Origin of the sequence: Parasedimentitalea huanghaiensis, assembly GCF_009753675.1 — a bacterium.
GTDB classification, from domain to species: Bacteria; Pseudomonadota; Alphaproteobacteria; order Rhodobacterales; family Rhodobacteraceae; genus Parasedimentitalea; species Parasedimentitalea huanghaiensis.
The window spans coordinates 169,992-182,353 of the sequence record NZ_WQLV01000002.1 but is presented as its reverse complement, the minus strand read 5'-3'; the positions used below and the strand labels follow the sequence as shown (position 1 = coordinate 182,353).

Annotated in this window: 14 protein-coding genes; 13 read left to right on the top strand and 1 reads right to left on the bottom strand. The window is 54.9% G+C overall.

Annotated features, from left to right (window positions below; translation table 11 throughout):
- The first annotated feature begins 24 nt into the window (after nucleotides 1-24).
- From GO984_RS04510 to GO984_RS04450, 13 genes are all read left to right on the top strand, one after another.
- Nucleotides 25-573 (top strand): NnrU family protein, encoded by a 549-nt coding sequence (locus tag GO984_RS04510; protein ID WP_157021379.1) that lies wholly within the window; start codon nucleotides 25-27, stop codon nucleotides 571-573.
- 6 nt (nucleotides 574-579) lie between these two features.
- A complete protein-coding gene (locus tag GO984_RS04505; RefSeq protein WP_157021378.1) occupies nucleotides 580-783 on the top strand; it encodes a DUF1737 domain-containing protein in 204 nt (67 codons plus the stop codon).
- 2 nt (nucleotides 784-785) lie between these two features.
- Nucleotides 786-1,832, top strand: coding sequence for a MaoC family dehydratase (locus GO984_RS04500; RefSeq protein WP_157021377.1), 1,047 nt, complete (start codon nucleotides 786-788; stop codon nucleotides 1,830-1,832).
- A gap of 125 nt (nucleotides 1,833-1,957) precedes the next feature.
- Complete coding sequence (locus GO984_RS04495) at nucleotides 1,958-2,635, top strand: DUF1194 domain-containing protein (RefSeq protein WP_157021376.1); 678 nt, start codon at nucleotides 1,958-1,960, stop codon at nucleotides 2,633-2,635.
- Nucleotides 2,636-2,829: 194 nt separating this feature from the next.
- Nucleotides 2,830-3,216, top strand: a complete 387-nt coding sequence (gene sdhC / locus GO984_RS04490; protein WP_157021375.1) for a succinate dehydrogenase, cytochrome b556 subunit — start codon at nucleotides 2,830-2,832, stop codon at nucleotides 3,214-3,216.
- 13 nt (nucleotides 3,217-3,229) lie between these two features.
- Nucleotides 3,230-3,601 (top strand): succinate dehydrogenase, hydrophobic membrane anchor protein, encoded by a 372-nt coding sequence (gene sdhD / locus GO984_RS04485; protein WP_138161435.1) that lies wholly within the window; start codon nucleotides 3,230-3,232, stop codon nucleotides 3,599-3,601.
- A gap of 17 nt (nucleotides 3,602-3,618) precedes the next feature.
- A complete protein-coding gene (sdhA, locus tag GO984_RS04480) occupies nucleotides 3,619-5,424 on the top strand; it encodes a succinate dehydrogenase flavoprotein subunit (RefSeq protein WP_157021374.1) in 1,806 nt (601 codons plus the stop codon).
- Nucleotides 5,424-5,909: a hypothetical protein gene (locus GO984_RS04475; protein ID WP_157021373.1), complete on the top strand. Its 486-nt coding sequence runs from the start codon at nucleotides 5,424-5,426 to the stop codon at nucleotides 5,907-5,909. Before sdhA ends, GO984_RS04475 begins: the two co-directional genes overlap by 1 nt.
- On the top strand, nucleotides 5,909-6,790 hold the full coding sequence (locus tag GO984_RS04470; protein WP_157021372.1) for a hypothetical protein: 882 nt from the start codon (nucleotides 5,909-5,911) through the stop codon (nucleotides 6,788-6,790). The genes GO984_RS04475 and GO984_RS04470 overlap by 1 nt, the downstream gene beginning before the upstream one ends.
- A gap of 194 nt (nucleotides 6,791-6,984) precedes the next feature.
- Nucleotides 6,985-7,764, top strand: a complete 780-nt coding sequence (locus GO984_RS04465; RefSeq protein ID WP_138161439.1) for a succinate dehydrogenase iron-sulfur subunit — start codon at nucleotides 6,985-6,987, stop codon at nucleotides 7,762-7,764.
- A gap of 200 nt (nucleotides 7,765-7,964) precedes the next feature.
- Complete coding sequence (locus GO984_RS04460; protein WP_157021371.1) at nucleotides 7,965-8,132, top strand: hypothetical protein; 168 nt, start codon at nucleotides 7,965-7,967, stop codon at nucleotides 8,130-8,132.
- Nucleotides 8,133-8,534: 402 nt separating this feature from the next.
- Complete coding sequence (locus tag GO984_RS04455; protein WP_157021370.1) at nucleotides 8,535-10,709, top strand: DUF255 domain-containing protein; 2,175 nt, start codon at nucleotides 8,535-8,537, stop codon at nucleotides 10,707-10,709.
- A gap of 280 nt (nucleotides 10,710-10,989) precedes the next feature.
- Nucleotides 10,990-11,871, top strand: a complete 882-nt coding sequence (locus GO984_RS04450; RefSeq protein WP_157021369.1) for an urea carboxylase-associated family protein — start codon at nucleotides 10,990-10,992, stop codon at nucleotides 11,869-11,871.
- On the opposite strand, the gene GO984_RS04445 is transcribed toward GO984_RS04450, so the two are convergent.
- On the bottom strand, nucleotides 11,868-12,299 hold the full coding sequence (locus GO984_RS04445) for a MarR family winged helix-turn-helix transcriptional regulator (protein WP_157021368.1): 432 nt from the start codon (nucleotides 12,297-12,299) through the stop codon (nucleotides 11,868-11,870). The genes GO984_RS04450 and GO984_RS04445 overlap by 4 nt on opposite strands.
- Nucleotides 12,300-12,362 lie beyond the last annotated feature (63 nt).

The window sequence follows — 12,362 nt, the reverse complement described above, 5'->3', positions numbered from 1 at the left end:
CGGTTAACATAATGGGAAACTGAAATGACATTACTGGTCGTAGGCATCCTGCTCTGGATTGGAGCACATCTGTTCAAACGGATCATGCCCGAGGCACGTGCCTCGTTAGGAAAAAAAGGGCAAGGGCTGGTTGCGCTTGCATTGGTGGCGAGTGTGGTGCTGATGGTTGTCGGCTATCGGGCTGCACCGTTTATCAACGTTTGGGTGCCGCCAAGTTACTTGGTGCATGTAAACAACCTGCTGGTGTTGATTGGTATCTGGGCGATGAGCCCAGCAGGCACCAAGGGCATGTTGCTGTCGCGTGTGCGGCACCCAATGCTGATGGGATTTCGCCTGTGGGCATTGGCTCATCTGCTGGTCAATGGAGACCAAGCGTCGATCATGCTGTTTGGTGGTTTGCTGATCTGGGGTGTAGTGGAGGTCGTGGTGATCAATCGTGCTGAACCGGACTGGTCTCCACGCAAAAATGGATCACTGGCCAAAGACGGTATGTTCTTTGTCGCCTCAATCGTGCTGCTTGCCGTGATTGGCTATGTACACGGGCTTGTCGGGCCTTCGCCCTTTCCAGGATAGACGATTATGAAACTCTATAGATTTCTGAGTGAAGACGACACTTCGGCCTTTTGCCACAAGGTTACGGATGCGCTGAACAAAGGTTGGGAACTGTATGGCGGTCCAACCCAGACCTTTGACCCGGTCAAGGGCATCATGCGGTGTGGGCAATCGGTGGTGAAAGACGTCGAGGGCACCTACACCCCCGACACCAAATTGGGAGACCACTAAGTATGACTAAGACCAGTCCGGCGAAAACAAATTCGGGACGCTTTTTTGAAGATTACAACGTTAGCGATGTGCTGCGCCATGCAGTGCCTCGCACTGTATCCGGTGGTGAGAGAGCGCTGTACCATGCGCTGTATCCTGCACGCCATGCGCTGTATTCCTCGGATGAATTTGCCCGCCGGTCTGGTCTTCCAAAGTCGCCAATCGATGATTTGGCGGCATTCCATTTGGTGTTTGGCAAGACAGTTCCCGACGTGTCATTGAATGCGGTTGCGAACCTTGGCTATGCCGAAGGACGCTGGCTGTTGCCTGTTTATGAAGGGGATACCCTGCGGGCCGAGTCCGAAGTGATTGGGATCAAGCAGAACTCAAATGGAAAGACCGGTGTGGTTTGGGTACGTACCCGCGGGGTGAACCAGCGGGACGAGACCGTGCTGGAATATGTGCGTTGGGTGATGCTGCGCAAATCGGATCTTGATGCGCCAGCACCATCGCCAGTGATCCCGGAGCTAAACAAAGTGCTGAGCGTGGATCAACTGGTGATCCCTCAAGGCCTCGATTTTTCAAACTACGATTTTTCTCAGGCAGGAGAGACGCACCGCTGGGGCGATTATGCCGTCGGCGAGAAAATTGATCATGTGGATGGCGTCACTATCGAAGAAGCTGAGCACATGCTGGCCACGCGACTGTGGCAGAACACAGCCAAGGTGCATTTCGACACCACGGCGCGGCCTGATGGGTCACGCCTGATCTATGGTGGACACGTGATTTCCATGGCGCGGGCCCTGTCTTTTAACGGGTTGGCCAATGCGCAGATGATTGTTGGGTTGAATGGTGGCGCGCATGCCAACCCCTGCACTTCGGGGATGACGGTGCGGGCCTGGTCTGAAGTTCTGGATAAGGCAGAGACATCTGCCCCCGGTGTTGGGGCCATTCGATTGCGCTTGGTTGCGACTGCTGGCGGGGAGCCATTTTCCATTAAGGGCGAAGATGGAAAATATTTGCCACATGTGCTGCTGGATCTGGATTACTGGGCCTTGATGCCGCTTTAAGATTGGGGGCTCTGCCCCCAAACCCCTGGGATATTTCAGGCTAGATGAAGAGCGGATCTGACAGGCTGGCGTGCAGTGGCGTAAAAGTGATCGGATTTTGGCAACTTACTTGCTAGGGTTGCGGTATGTTTTTTTCGCGCGTCTTTTTTATCTCGTCATTGCTAACGGCACCTGTAGCCAGCGCTGCCTGTGATTTGGCATTGGTGCTGGCGGTTGATATTTCAGGTTCGGTGGATACCAACGAATATCGTATTCAGATGGATGGCCTGGCCGAAGGATTGCGCGATGGGGTTGTTGCAGAAGCTTTGGTGCGGGGGCAGGCAAAAGTTCTGCTGTTGCAATGGTCGGGTACTACTCGGCAAGAGGTGAGCATCCCCTGGGTGGAAATTAGCGATTTTGCAGCGCTTGATGCACTGGTGAGCCGGATCGAGCAAGTAGAGCGTCCTTGGCGAAATTACTCTACAGCGATTGGTGAGGCTCTGCATCTTGCACTGTCTCAATTTGATGCAGTTTCAGACTGCGCCCGGCGCGTGATCGATCTGTCTGGAGATGGCACCTCTAACGAAGGCCGCCATCCTGCCGACCTGCGGCCGAAGCTGATCGAGGCAGAGGTTATGGTCAATGCATTGGCGATTGAACAGAGCGATGCTGATTTAACCAGCTATTATTATGAGAATGTAATTCAGGGAGATGGCGCATTTGTTGCAACTGCGACGACCTTCGCCGATTATCCCAGCCGGATCCGCATGAAGCTGCTGCGTGAAGTTGCACGTCAGACCGCTGACTTAGGTGATTTGCCTTGATTTGCAATAAGTCGATTGATTCTGCGAAATAACTCTGCGACGTGGAAAATGTGATCACGTCTCGGAATGCTGTGATCACAAGTGTGGGATTTTAGCGCCAACAGCCAAAATATCCGCCTCTGTTTACCAATCCTTCGGGTGACAGCGCGCAAAAATTCGCTAAAACACCGACAGCCAACCGCAAAGGAGCCACCATGGCCGATGTCAATCGGGGCAATCGCCCGCTTTCGCCTCATTTGAGTATCTATCGTCCACAGCTGACTTCGGTCTCCTCGATCCTGACACGGATCACTGGCAATGCATTGCTGGTGTCTGCGCTGTTGGTGGTTTGGTGGTTTCTTGCTGCGGCAACCTCGCCTGAGTATTTCGCCATCGCTGATGGCATCCTGACCTCGTTCTTGGGGAAACTGGTCATGCTACTGTCGCTGTGGGGGCTGTGGTATCACAGTCTGGCCGGCGTGCGGCACCTGATCTGGGATGCCGGGCATGGGCTTAAACTGGAAACCGCGACCAAACTGGGGTGGGCGGTCATTGTCGGCTCGTTTGTTCTCACTATTCTGACCGTTCTGGTCATCGCGTAAGAGGAGAGACGAGATGCGTCATCTTACTGACCGTAAACGCGCCGTAGGGCTGGGATCCGCCAAGTCCGGCACCGCACATTTCTGGGCCATGAAGGTCAGCGCTGTTGCGCTGCTGATCCTGATCCCGCTGTTTGTCTTCACATTCGGCCCGATGCTGGGCGAAGAGCATGACGAGGTCATCGCCTATTTTGGTCGTCCCTTCCCGGCGATTGTGGCGGCCCTGACGATCGCCGTTACCTTTAAACACTTCAAAGATGGCGCACAGGTGATGATCGAGGACTATGTCCACGGGTTAGCACAGAAAATCGCCATCATTGTGATGATCTGCATCTCTTACGCCGCCGCAGCGACTGGCCTGTTTGCCATCGCCCGCATCGCCCTTTGATATCGGAGCACTGACCAATGGCGTCTTACGAATACGAAACCCATGACTATGATGTAGTAGTGGTTGGCGCCGGCGGCGCTGGGCTACGTGCGACTCTGGGCATGGCAGAGCAAGGTCTGCGCACCGCTTGTGTGACCAAAGTTTTCCCAACCCGTTCGCACACCGTTGCGGCACAGGGGGGCATTGCGGCCTCGCTGTCGAACATGGGCCCGGACAACTGGCAGTGGCATATGTATGACACGGTCAAAGGTTCGGACTGGCTGGGTGACACAGACGCGATGGAATACCTAGCGCGTGAAGCCCCTAAGGCGGTTTACGAGCTGGAACATTACGGAGTTCCCTTCTCGCGGACTGAAGAAGGCAAGATCTATCAGCGCCCATTTGGTGGCCATACCACTGAATTTGGTGAAGGCCCTGCGGTGCAGCGAACTTGTGCAGCTGCGGACCGGACCGGTCACGCGATCCTGCACACGCTGTATGGTCAGTCGCTGAAGAATAACGCTGAATTCTACGTCGAATATTTCGCCATCGACCTGATAATGTCTGAAGATGGACAGTGTCAGGGTGTTGTCTGCTGGAAGTTGGACGACGGCACCATGCATGTGTTCAACGCCAAGATGGTTGTTCTGGCCACTGGCGGTTATGGACGCGCCTATTTCAGCGCCACCTCGGCCCACACCTGCACCGGTGACGGTGGCGGCATGGTGGCCCGTGCGGGTCTGGCGCTGCAGGATATGGAATTTGTTCAGTTCCACCCAACCGGCATCTACGGATCAGGCTGTCTGATCACCGAGGGCGCACGCGGTGAAGGTGGATACCTCACCAACTCTGAAGGCGAACGGTTCATGGAGCGCTATGCGCCCCAGTACAAAGACCTTGCCCCGCGTGATTACGTATCGCGTTCGATGACGATGGAGATCCGCGAAGGTCGCGGTGTTGGCACCGAGGGTGATCACATTCACCTGAACCTGTCACACTTGCCACAAGAAGCTTTGGCAGAACGCCTGCCGGGTATTTCCGAGTCGGCCAAGATCTTCGCTGGTGTCGACGTCACCAAGGAACCGATCCCGGTGATCCCGACGGTGCACTATAACATGGGTGGTATTCCAACCAACTATTGGGGGGAGGTGATGAACCCCACCGCTGAAGATACCAACGCTGTTGTGCCGGGTTTGATGGCCGTAGGTGAAGCGGGCTGTGCCTCGGTGCATGGTGCCAACCGTCTTGGGTCGAACTCGCTGATCGACTTGGTTGTGTTTGGCCGTGCCTCGGCCATTCGGGCCGGTAAAGTGGTGGATGCAGATGCGCCGAACCCAGTGCTGAACCAGGCCTCGATTGATGCCGCGTTTGATCGCTTTGATGCGCTGCGCCATGCCAAGGGGAATGTCGCCACCGCAGAGCTGCGTCTTGAAATGCAGAAAACCATGCAATCTGATGCTGCTGTATTCCGGACTTCGAAAACACTGACCGAAGGCGTCGAAAAGATGACCGCTATTGCGGGTAAACTTGATGACTTGAAAGTCACAGACCGGTCGCTGGTTTGGAACTCGGATCTGATGGAAACGCTGGAGCTGACCAACCTGATGCCGAACGCTTTGGCTACCATCCATGGTGCCGAAGCCCGTAAGGAAAGCCGTGGTGCGCATGCGCATGAAGACTATTCCACACGGGACGACGAAAACTGGCGGGTCCACACCATCAGCCGGGTTGATGGGACCAAGGTTGATCTAAGTCCACGTCCAGTTGTCGTTGATCCGCTGACCACAGAAGACCAGGGCGGTATCAGCCTGAAGAAAATCGCGCCAAAGGCTCGGACATTCTGATGATTGTAAGGGGCCGGTTCGTTTTGGTTTCCTGTCTGGCGGCGGGCATCGCAGGATGCTCGGCCCCAGCAGAACAGGGACCTGCCCCGACAACAGTGCAAGAATGTCGCGATGACTTAGACGCAGGGATGCAGCGTGTACGGCAAGCCAGTGCGAACCAGAGCTATTCTGGTGGGAATGCGATGGCGTCGTCGATCGGAGCCGCAATTGGTTCTGGTATTTCCAAAGGCATCTATGAAAGTCGCTACAATGACTGTCTGATCGCAGTTGGTGGTGGTGCAAGCTATACCCAAGTGCAGTCAAGCAGAGCGCCCGTTCCCGAGGCAAATGCCGTGAGCGGGAATTTTGACTTACCCACACAATACCCCCTTATGCCAGGGGATACGCAACTCTGGAAGCAGTTAACTGCGGCTCAACAACAGCGAGCTATCGAGTTCCTACGGGGGGGCTCAACCATTCGATCCTCTCTTTCGGGGGATAACTGATGGGAGCCCGGGCGATAGAACAACCCAACGAGTGGGCACGGCTGGGGTTTGCGCCAGGTCAGGCGCTGCGAATGTTTGGGATGCGACGTTCGGGAAACCACGCAATTGCCAATTGGTTGCAGCGGAATGCGACAACGGGGCGTTCTGTATTCCTGAACAATTGCAAACCCGCCACAGATCCGCTCAAGAGTTTCCGGGCCATTGAACTAGATGGTGAACTGGTTTCACACCAGATTGCGCAAAAGGATCTGGCATCGGTTGCGGGAACAGCCGGTGATGGCGCGATGTTGTTGATTTCCTATGAAGATGTCACGACTGCCGAGTTTGCGCCTAAGCGCGCCGTATCGGGACCGTTTGATGAAACGCTTCTGTCTGGCGATGTGCTGATCTATCGCAGTTTTTTGAACTGGGCGGCGTCACTGCTGAAGAAGATGCAGGCCAACACGGGCTACAGCCTGCTACGCCGAAATGCGATCCTGTTGCACTCTATAGATATCTATTCCGGCGTATTGCGACAGGTCGAGCAAGCTGAGACGCTGCAACATACCTGTATTTGCTATGACGACTGGATGCGAGACGAGAGCTATCGGGCTGCGATTTTGAACCAGCTCAATCTGCCTGTGCGAGACAATACGCTGGGCCGGGTGCAACGCTACGGCGGCGGTTCTTCCTTTCAGAAAGAAGCCGATAGTGTGGACAAACTGCAGACCAACCGACGTTGGCAGCAGATGGCCGAAGAACCGGAATTTGCCGCTGTGTTACAGTTGGCGGCTCATGACACAGCATTGACTGATCGACTGGAACGGCTGTTTCCCCGTGATGCGGCGTTATTGGCGCGGATCGCTGGGGCGAATTCTCAATCTGAAAAGGTCAGGAAATGACTGATTTGTGCCCAGACCGAAATGTGGCCACCAGTTCCACATCTTTAAGAACAAAGTCCACTTGCCATGGTGCAGGTGGAATTCACACGCTCGGCGTCGTCACAGATTTGGCGCCGGCATCCGACGAAATGAACTGCTGTCAGCAAGGTGCCGTAACGGCTCAGCTGGTGTGCGGCTAAGCAAGGAGACAGATCATGGTCGAACTCGCACTCCCGAAGAATTCAAAAATTACTACGGGAAAGACCTGGCCGAAACCCAGCGGAAGCAACAACATTCGTAAATTCCAGATTTACCGCTGGTCTCCGGATGATGGCGCAAATCCGCGGGTGGATACTTATTTCCTGGACATGGACACCTGTGGTCCGATGGTGCTGGATGCGCTGATCAAGATCAAAAATGAGATTGACCCGACGCTGACGTTCCGCCGGTCTTGCCGCGAGGGTATCTGTGGATCCTGTGCGATGAATATCGACGGTATCAACACGCTGGCCTGCATTTACGGCATGGATGAGATCAAGGGTGATGTGAAGATCTATCCGCTGCCGCATATGCCCGTAGTGCGTGACCTGATCCCGGATCTGACGCATTTTTATGCTCAGCACGCCAGCATCATGCCTTGGTTGGAAACCAAGACCAATCGCCCTGCCAAGGAATGGAAGCAGACCATCGAAGACCGCAAGAAGCTGGACGGTCTGTATGAATGTGTGATGTGCGCCAGTTGCTCAACCTCTTGCCCATCTTACTGGTGGAATGGCGACCGCTACCTTGGGCCAGCCGCACTGCTGCATGCCTACCGCTGGATTATTGATAGTCGCGATGAAGCAACAGGTGAGCGGCTGGACGAGCTGGAAGATCCGTTCAAGCTGTACCGCTGTCACACCATCATGAACTGTACTCAGACCTGCCCCAAAGGTTTGAACCCGGCAGAAGCCATTGCCAACATCAAAAAGATGATGCTGGAGCGCACGCTGTAACGCGTCCAACACATTCATGCACTGCAACGCCACCCTGAATTGGGTGGCGTTTTGCATTTTGCCTTCTCAACCTGGCCCAACAATAGATGCCATGCGGTATTTGCATAGCAACACTGCGATAACATGTGATGTCACCAACGTTGGCTGCGCCTATCTTTTCTGCAAGCGCGAACGTCCTCTTATTACTCGGGAGACATCAGATGCAGACAGTTAAGCAGTTGCCCAGCAAACAGGCGCAAGAAGCGCTGAAGATTTTGGACGCAGCCTGGGCCTATTATACGCCTCAAGTAGAGCTGGTGCAGAGGTTGAACCAGCCGAAAGACGACCGGCCGGGAAGTCCTTTTGTACCGTATTACTCAGCGGCCTAAGGTGAGATAATCAGCGGTGTTGTGCGGGACTTGCAACATTCAGCGCAAAAGCTGTTGTTCAGGTCTGAGATCACCCGCTAGATAGGCATCATGCCCATTCTATTACTTCTCTTGTTGGCTGGTGTGTTGGGCTACTTTGTGTGGCGCCACCAAACCTCGACGCTGACCCGCAATTGCCGGTGGCGTCAAGACAAGCGCGTGGGCGAATGGCGCTGCGCCTTTTGCGGAGCACGTGACCTTGGCGAGAACAGTCCCCGGGAATGCCTGGGTGACCAACAGAACCGCTAAAGCAACCCAATCAGTGATTTTGACCGGTCATTGTCAATGGGTCGTTCTCCTCGCGGGTTTGTGAGGGAAGAGGCTGGCGCATACATGTTAGGCAGCTCGAAATAGGAGCTTTTCATGAAATCCATTATTGTTGCGCTATTTCTGTTGGCCAGCCCGGTGCTTGCACAGGACCGGGCCGCCAACCACCTTGTGGGTCAAACCTCGCCCTATCTGAAACAACATCTGTACAACGTGGTGGATTGGTACCCCTGGGGACCCGAAGCCCTGAACAAGGCCCGGACCGAGGGTAAGCCAATTTTCTTATCCATCGGCTATGCGTCGTGTCACTGGTGCCATGTGATGGAAGAGGAAAGTTTTGAAAACGATGAGATTGGCGCGTTTCTGAACGAGCATTTTGTGGCGATCAAAATCGACCGGGAAGAACGCCCTGATCTGGATGAACAGTTCATGCTGGTTACTCAGACCGTCACCGGTGGAGGTGGTTGGCCAAACTCGGTATTTCTGACCAGTGAGGCGCAGCCGTTCTATGGTGGTACCTACTATCCACCGGATACCTTCCTTTCTATTTTACAACAGCTTAGCACCATGTGGCGCGATGATCGGCCTGACATCGAAGAGAACGCTACGGCGCTTGGGAATGTGGTCCGCGAGTATTTGGGCCGCAAGGCGGCGGCGTATCCGCTGACGGCTGAGATAGCCACGCAGCTGGCCCAACAATCTCTGGCAACTATGGATGATTTTAATGGTGGGTTTGGGGTAGCCCCTAAATTCCCGCAGGAAAGCAGCTTGCTGTTTTTGTTGGATCAGGCGGAACGGAGCTCTGATGCTGAGCTGTTGGAGGTGGTGCAGATAGCTGCTGCCGGGATGGTCAATGGTGGGCTGCACGACCAGGTTGGTGGTGGGTTTCACCGTTACGCGGTGGATAATGCATGGGCCGTGCCTCACTTTGAGAAGATGTTGTATAATCAGGCGTTGATTGGCCGGGTGCTGCTGCGATTAGATAGCTTGCAGCCGAACCCAAGTTTTGCCCGGGCAGCACAACGAGCGTTTGATTATGTGCTGCGAGATATGACCGCGCCGGATGGCGGTTTCTATGCGGCTGAGGATGCGGATTCCCTGACAACGACCGGCGAGCTGGAAGAGGGTGTATTCTACGTCTGGACGCCCGCTCAGGTTCGCACCCATGCTGGGGCAGAGTCGGAGTTTTTAATCGACGCCTTAACCGTTGAAGAGGACGGTAACTTTGAAGGAGCCAGTACGCTGCAATTGAGTGGCGAAGAGGTGGATGTTGAGCGGCTGGATACAGGGCTTGAACTGCTGCGCCAAGCCCGCATGCTCCGACCCAAGCCCCGCCGGGATGATAAAATCCTGCTAAGCTGGAATGCGGAGATGATTGTCACATTGGTGCAGGCGGCGCGAGCCTTTGATCGACCTGAATATCTGACTGCGGCACAGTCGTCTGCGCGATTTATCCTGGCCAAAATGCGCAATGGCGAAGGCTATTACCGGGTGAATACCGGTGGTATCGCCAGTATCGACGCGCAATTGCCGGACTATGCTGGATTTGGGCGAGCTTTGGTGGCTTTGGCCGATGCTGACCCGGCAGGCAATTGGCTGGCCGAGGCGGAGCGCATCGGGCACTATCTGGTAGAGCATTTTCAGCAGAGCGATGGTCTGTTCCAAATGAATAGTGAGGCGCAGGGATTGGGCGACTATATCCAGCTGGATGATGGCGTGTTGCCGTCAGGGAGTGCGCAGGTACAGTTGTTGTTGAGCGCTTTGGCACGACGCAGTTCGGATGTGTTTTTTAGCCAACAAGCAGATGCGCTGACAGACATTCTATCGGGGCAGGCACTAGCGGCACCAGTGCGACGGATAGCAGCGATAGCGGCCGTGGATGCACAAAACCGTGGGGATGTTGGACCCGTTCGTGCCATCGCCAATGGTGCGGTGCTGGTTTCGACTGTGATTGACCGAGGTGAGGGGCTGCTAAACTTGAACATCGAGATAGCGGAGGGCTGGCATATCAATGCACATGAACCGCTGGAGGCCTATTTCATTCCGACCACGCTGGAGGTCAATGGAACTGATATTGGATCAGATGCCTATCCTGATCCACTGATTACGACGCTGTCGTTTAACGAGGCATCGCTCTTGGCGCTCTATGAGGGCAGGATAGAGTTGAGCGTACCAATCAAAGTGGGCGCAAACGCAGTTACGCTAACACTGCAATCTTGTAGCGACGAGATATGCCTGGCCCCAGAGAGTCTGAGTTTTAGTTTTTGGTAGCACCCGTCCAAATAAAACATTGATGGTGGATTGCTGATCTGCAGGCCCAGACGCTCCCGCCCGTCGTCTGACATTAAAATGCCTTCCTTCCGTTGGGCGTGGCGCCGCGTAAAACGCGGCGCCACGCCCAATGCTGCAAACGAACCGGAGATATCTGATTGGTGCGGACGCGAATGAAAGTGTTTGGTCCAGCGGGCGAAGAGTATTGCCGCTGATGCAATTGGGCTTGCACTGGGATGCATGGCAGGTGTTGATGGGCGCGTAAGATGGAGCCTTTGACATGAATAAACCTGCCCCCCAAACTGCCAATTATAATTCTGCAGACGCTCCCGCGGATGCGTCTGCCCGCCGTGCCGTGCCGCCCGTCATTTGCTATCCCAATGACAGCCTGCCTGTGGCGGATTTAGAGACGTATCGCAAGGCTCGAGGCACGGCAGTCAAAACGGGTGAGGTGCTGGTTCCAGCCCGCGACGCCGCGTGTTTTGAAGTGCCTGCAGGCCATTTTTTTCGCATTTCGTCTGTCGAAGGCCCTCAGGTTGGGGACTTGAACCTGTGGAACAAAAACGATCTGGCAGAGCGGTTCTATTCAGGCAAGTCGCGGGCCTTGCACGGTACACACATCACCACAGGCGAGCGCATGTGGACCAGCTTTCCCTACCTACGACCAATGGCAACGATCATCCATGATACCTTGGGCTGGTATGGGATCGATGATTTTGGTGGTTCGGTGCACGATGTGATTGGGACGCGTTGCGATCCATACACAGGAAACCTGTTGGCAGGGAACCAGTATCACTATTGCTGCCATTCCAACCTGACCCGAGCACTGGCTGACCATCTGGGCGTCTCTCTGGCAGAGGCGGAGCCACATGTGCACGATGTGCTAAATGTGTTCATGTGCACTGGTTTTACACGCGACACAGGACAGTATTTCATGAAGGCTTCGCCGGTTCGTCCCGGTGACTATCTGGAGTTTTTTGCTGAGATCGACCTGTTGGGCGCGCTGAGCGCCTGTCCCGGTGGGGATTGCAGTTCTGAACACTCAAGCGACACTGCTAGCTGTCATCCGCTCCTGGTCGAAATGTTTGCCCCGGAAGCTGGGACGCTAAAGGATTGGATCAGCCCTCCGGTCAACCAATATGACGGCAGTCACGGGCGTTAACCGGTACGACACAGCAGTTGCATCAGCTCTTGGACTTCATCCGGGGCAAGCTTTGCCTGAAAAAAATCGGTGATTACCGGTTGATAGATCTGCCACATGCGCTGTCGCAGCAGCAGTCCGCTGTCCGAGGGCACCAGCCGGAACCCACGTTTATCATCGGGGCAGGGGAGGCGGACCAACAGGTCCTGTTTCACCATCTGGCTGGTCAGCCGCGAAATGCCGTGTTGAGGCAAGAGCACGGCCTGTTCCAACTCGTAGGGTCGTAACCCAAGTGGCATTGCCTGCTCCAGTGCCCAAAGAACGTCGTATTGTTCAAGCGGGGGCAGGTTAGCGGAGTTCAGGGCGCTATCAATCGCAGTGCGAGCACGTTTTTGCGCGCGAAACAATGCGATCCAGCTGGCTGTGGCGGGTGAATTGGGATTGGTCATCTTTGCTATTTAGATGCAAATGCATTGACATGCAAGTTGGCGATGCCATATCGATGCAAATGC

Bases quoted from the DNA above. Each gene is read 5' to 3' on its own strand.
- GO984_RS04500 (WP_157021377.1), top strand. From the start codon at position 786: ATGACTAAGACCAGTCCGGCGAAAACAAATTCGGGACGCTTTTTTGAA.
- GO984_RS04505 (WP_157021378.1), top strand. From the start codon at position 580: ATGAAACTCTATAGATTTCTGAGTGAAGACGACACTTCGGCCTTTTGC.
- GO984_RS04495 (WP_157021376.1), top strand. From the start codon at position 1,958: ATGTTTTTTTCGCGCGTCTTTTTTATCTCGTCATTGCTAACGGCACCT.
- GO984_RS04465 (WP_138161439.1), top strand. From the start codon at position 6,985: ATGGTCGAACTCGCACTCCCGAAGAATTCAAAAATTACTACGGGAAAG.
- sdhA (WP_157021374.1), top strand. From the start codon at position 3,619: ATGGCGTCTTACGAATACGAAACCCATGACTATGATGTAGTAGTGGTT.
- sdhC (WP_157021375.1), top strand. From the start codon at position 2,830: ATGGCCGATGTCAATCGGGGCAATCGCCCGCTTTCGCCTCATTTGAGT.
- sdhD (WP_138161435.1), top strand. From the start codon at position 3,230: ATGCGTCATCTTACTGACCGTAAACGCGCCGTAGGGCTGGGATCCGCC.
- GO984_RS04450 (WP_157021369.1), top strand. From the start codon at position 10,990: ATGAATAAACCTGCCCCCCAAACTGCCAATTATAATTCTGCAGACGCT.
- GO984_RS04510 (WP_157021379.1), top strand. From the start codon at position 25: ATGACATTACTGGTCGTAGGCATCCTGCTCTGGATTGGAGCACATCTG.
- GO984_RS04475 (WP_157021373.1), top strand. From the start codon at position 5,424: ATGATTGTAAGGGGCCGGTTCGTTTTGGTTTCCTGTCTGGCGGCGGGC.
- GO984_RS04455 (WP_157021370.1), top strand. From the start codon at position 8,535: ATGAAATCCATTATTGTTGCGCTATTTCTGTTGGCCAGCCCGGTGCTT.
- GO984_RS04460 (WP_157021371.1), top strand. From the start codon at position 7,965: ATGCAGACAGTTAAGCAGTTGCCCAGCAAACAGGCGCAAGAAGCGCTG.
- GO984_RS04470 (WP_157021372.1), top strand. From the start codon at position 5,909: ATGGGAGCCCGGGCGATAGAACAACCCAACGAGTGGGCACGGCTGGGG.
- GO984_RS04445 (WP_157021368.1), bottom strand. From the start codon at position 12,299: ATGACCAATCCCAATTCACCCGCCACAGCCAGCTGGATCGCATTGTTT.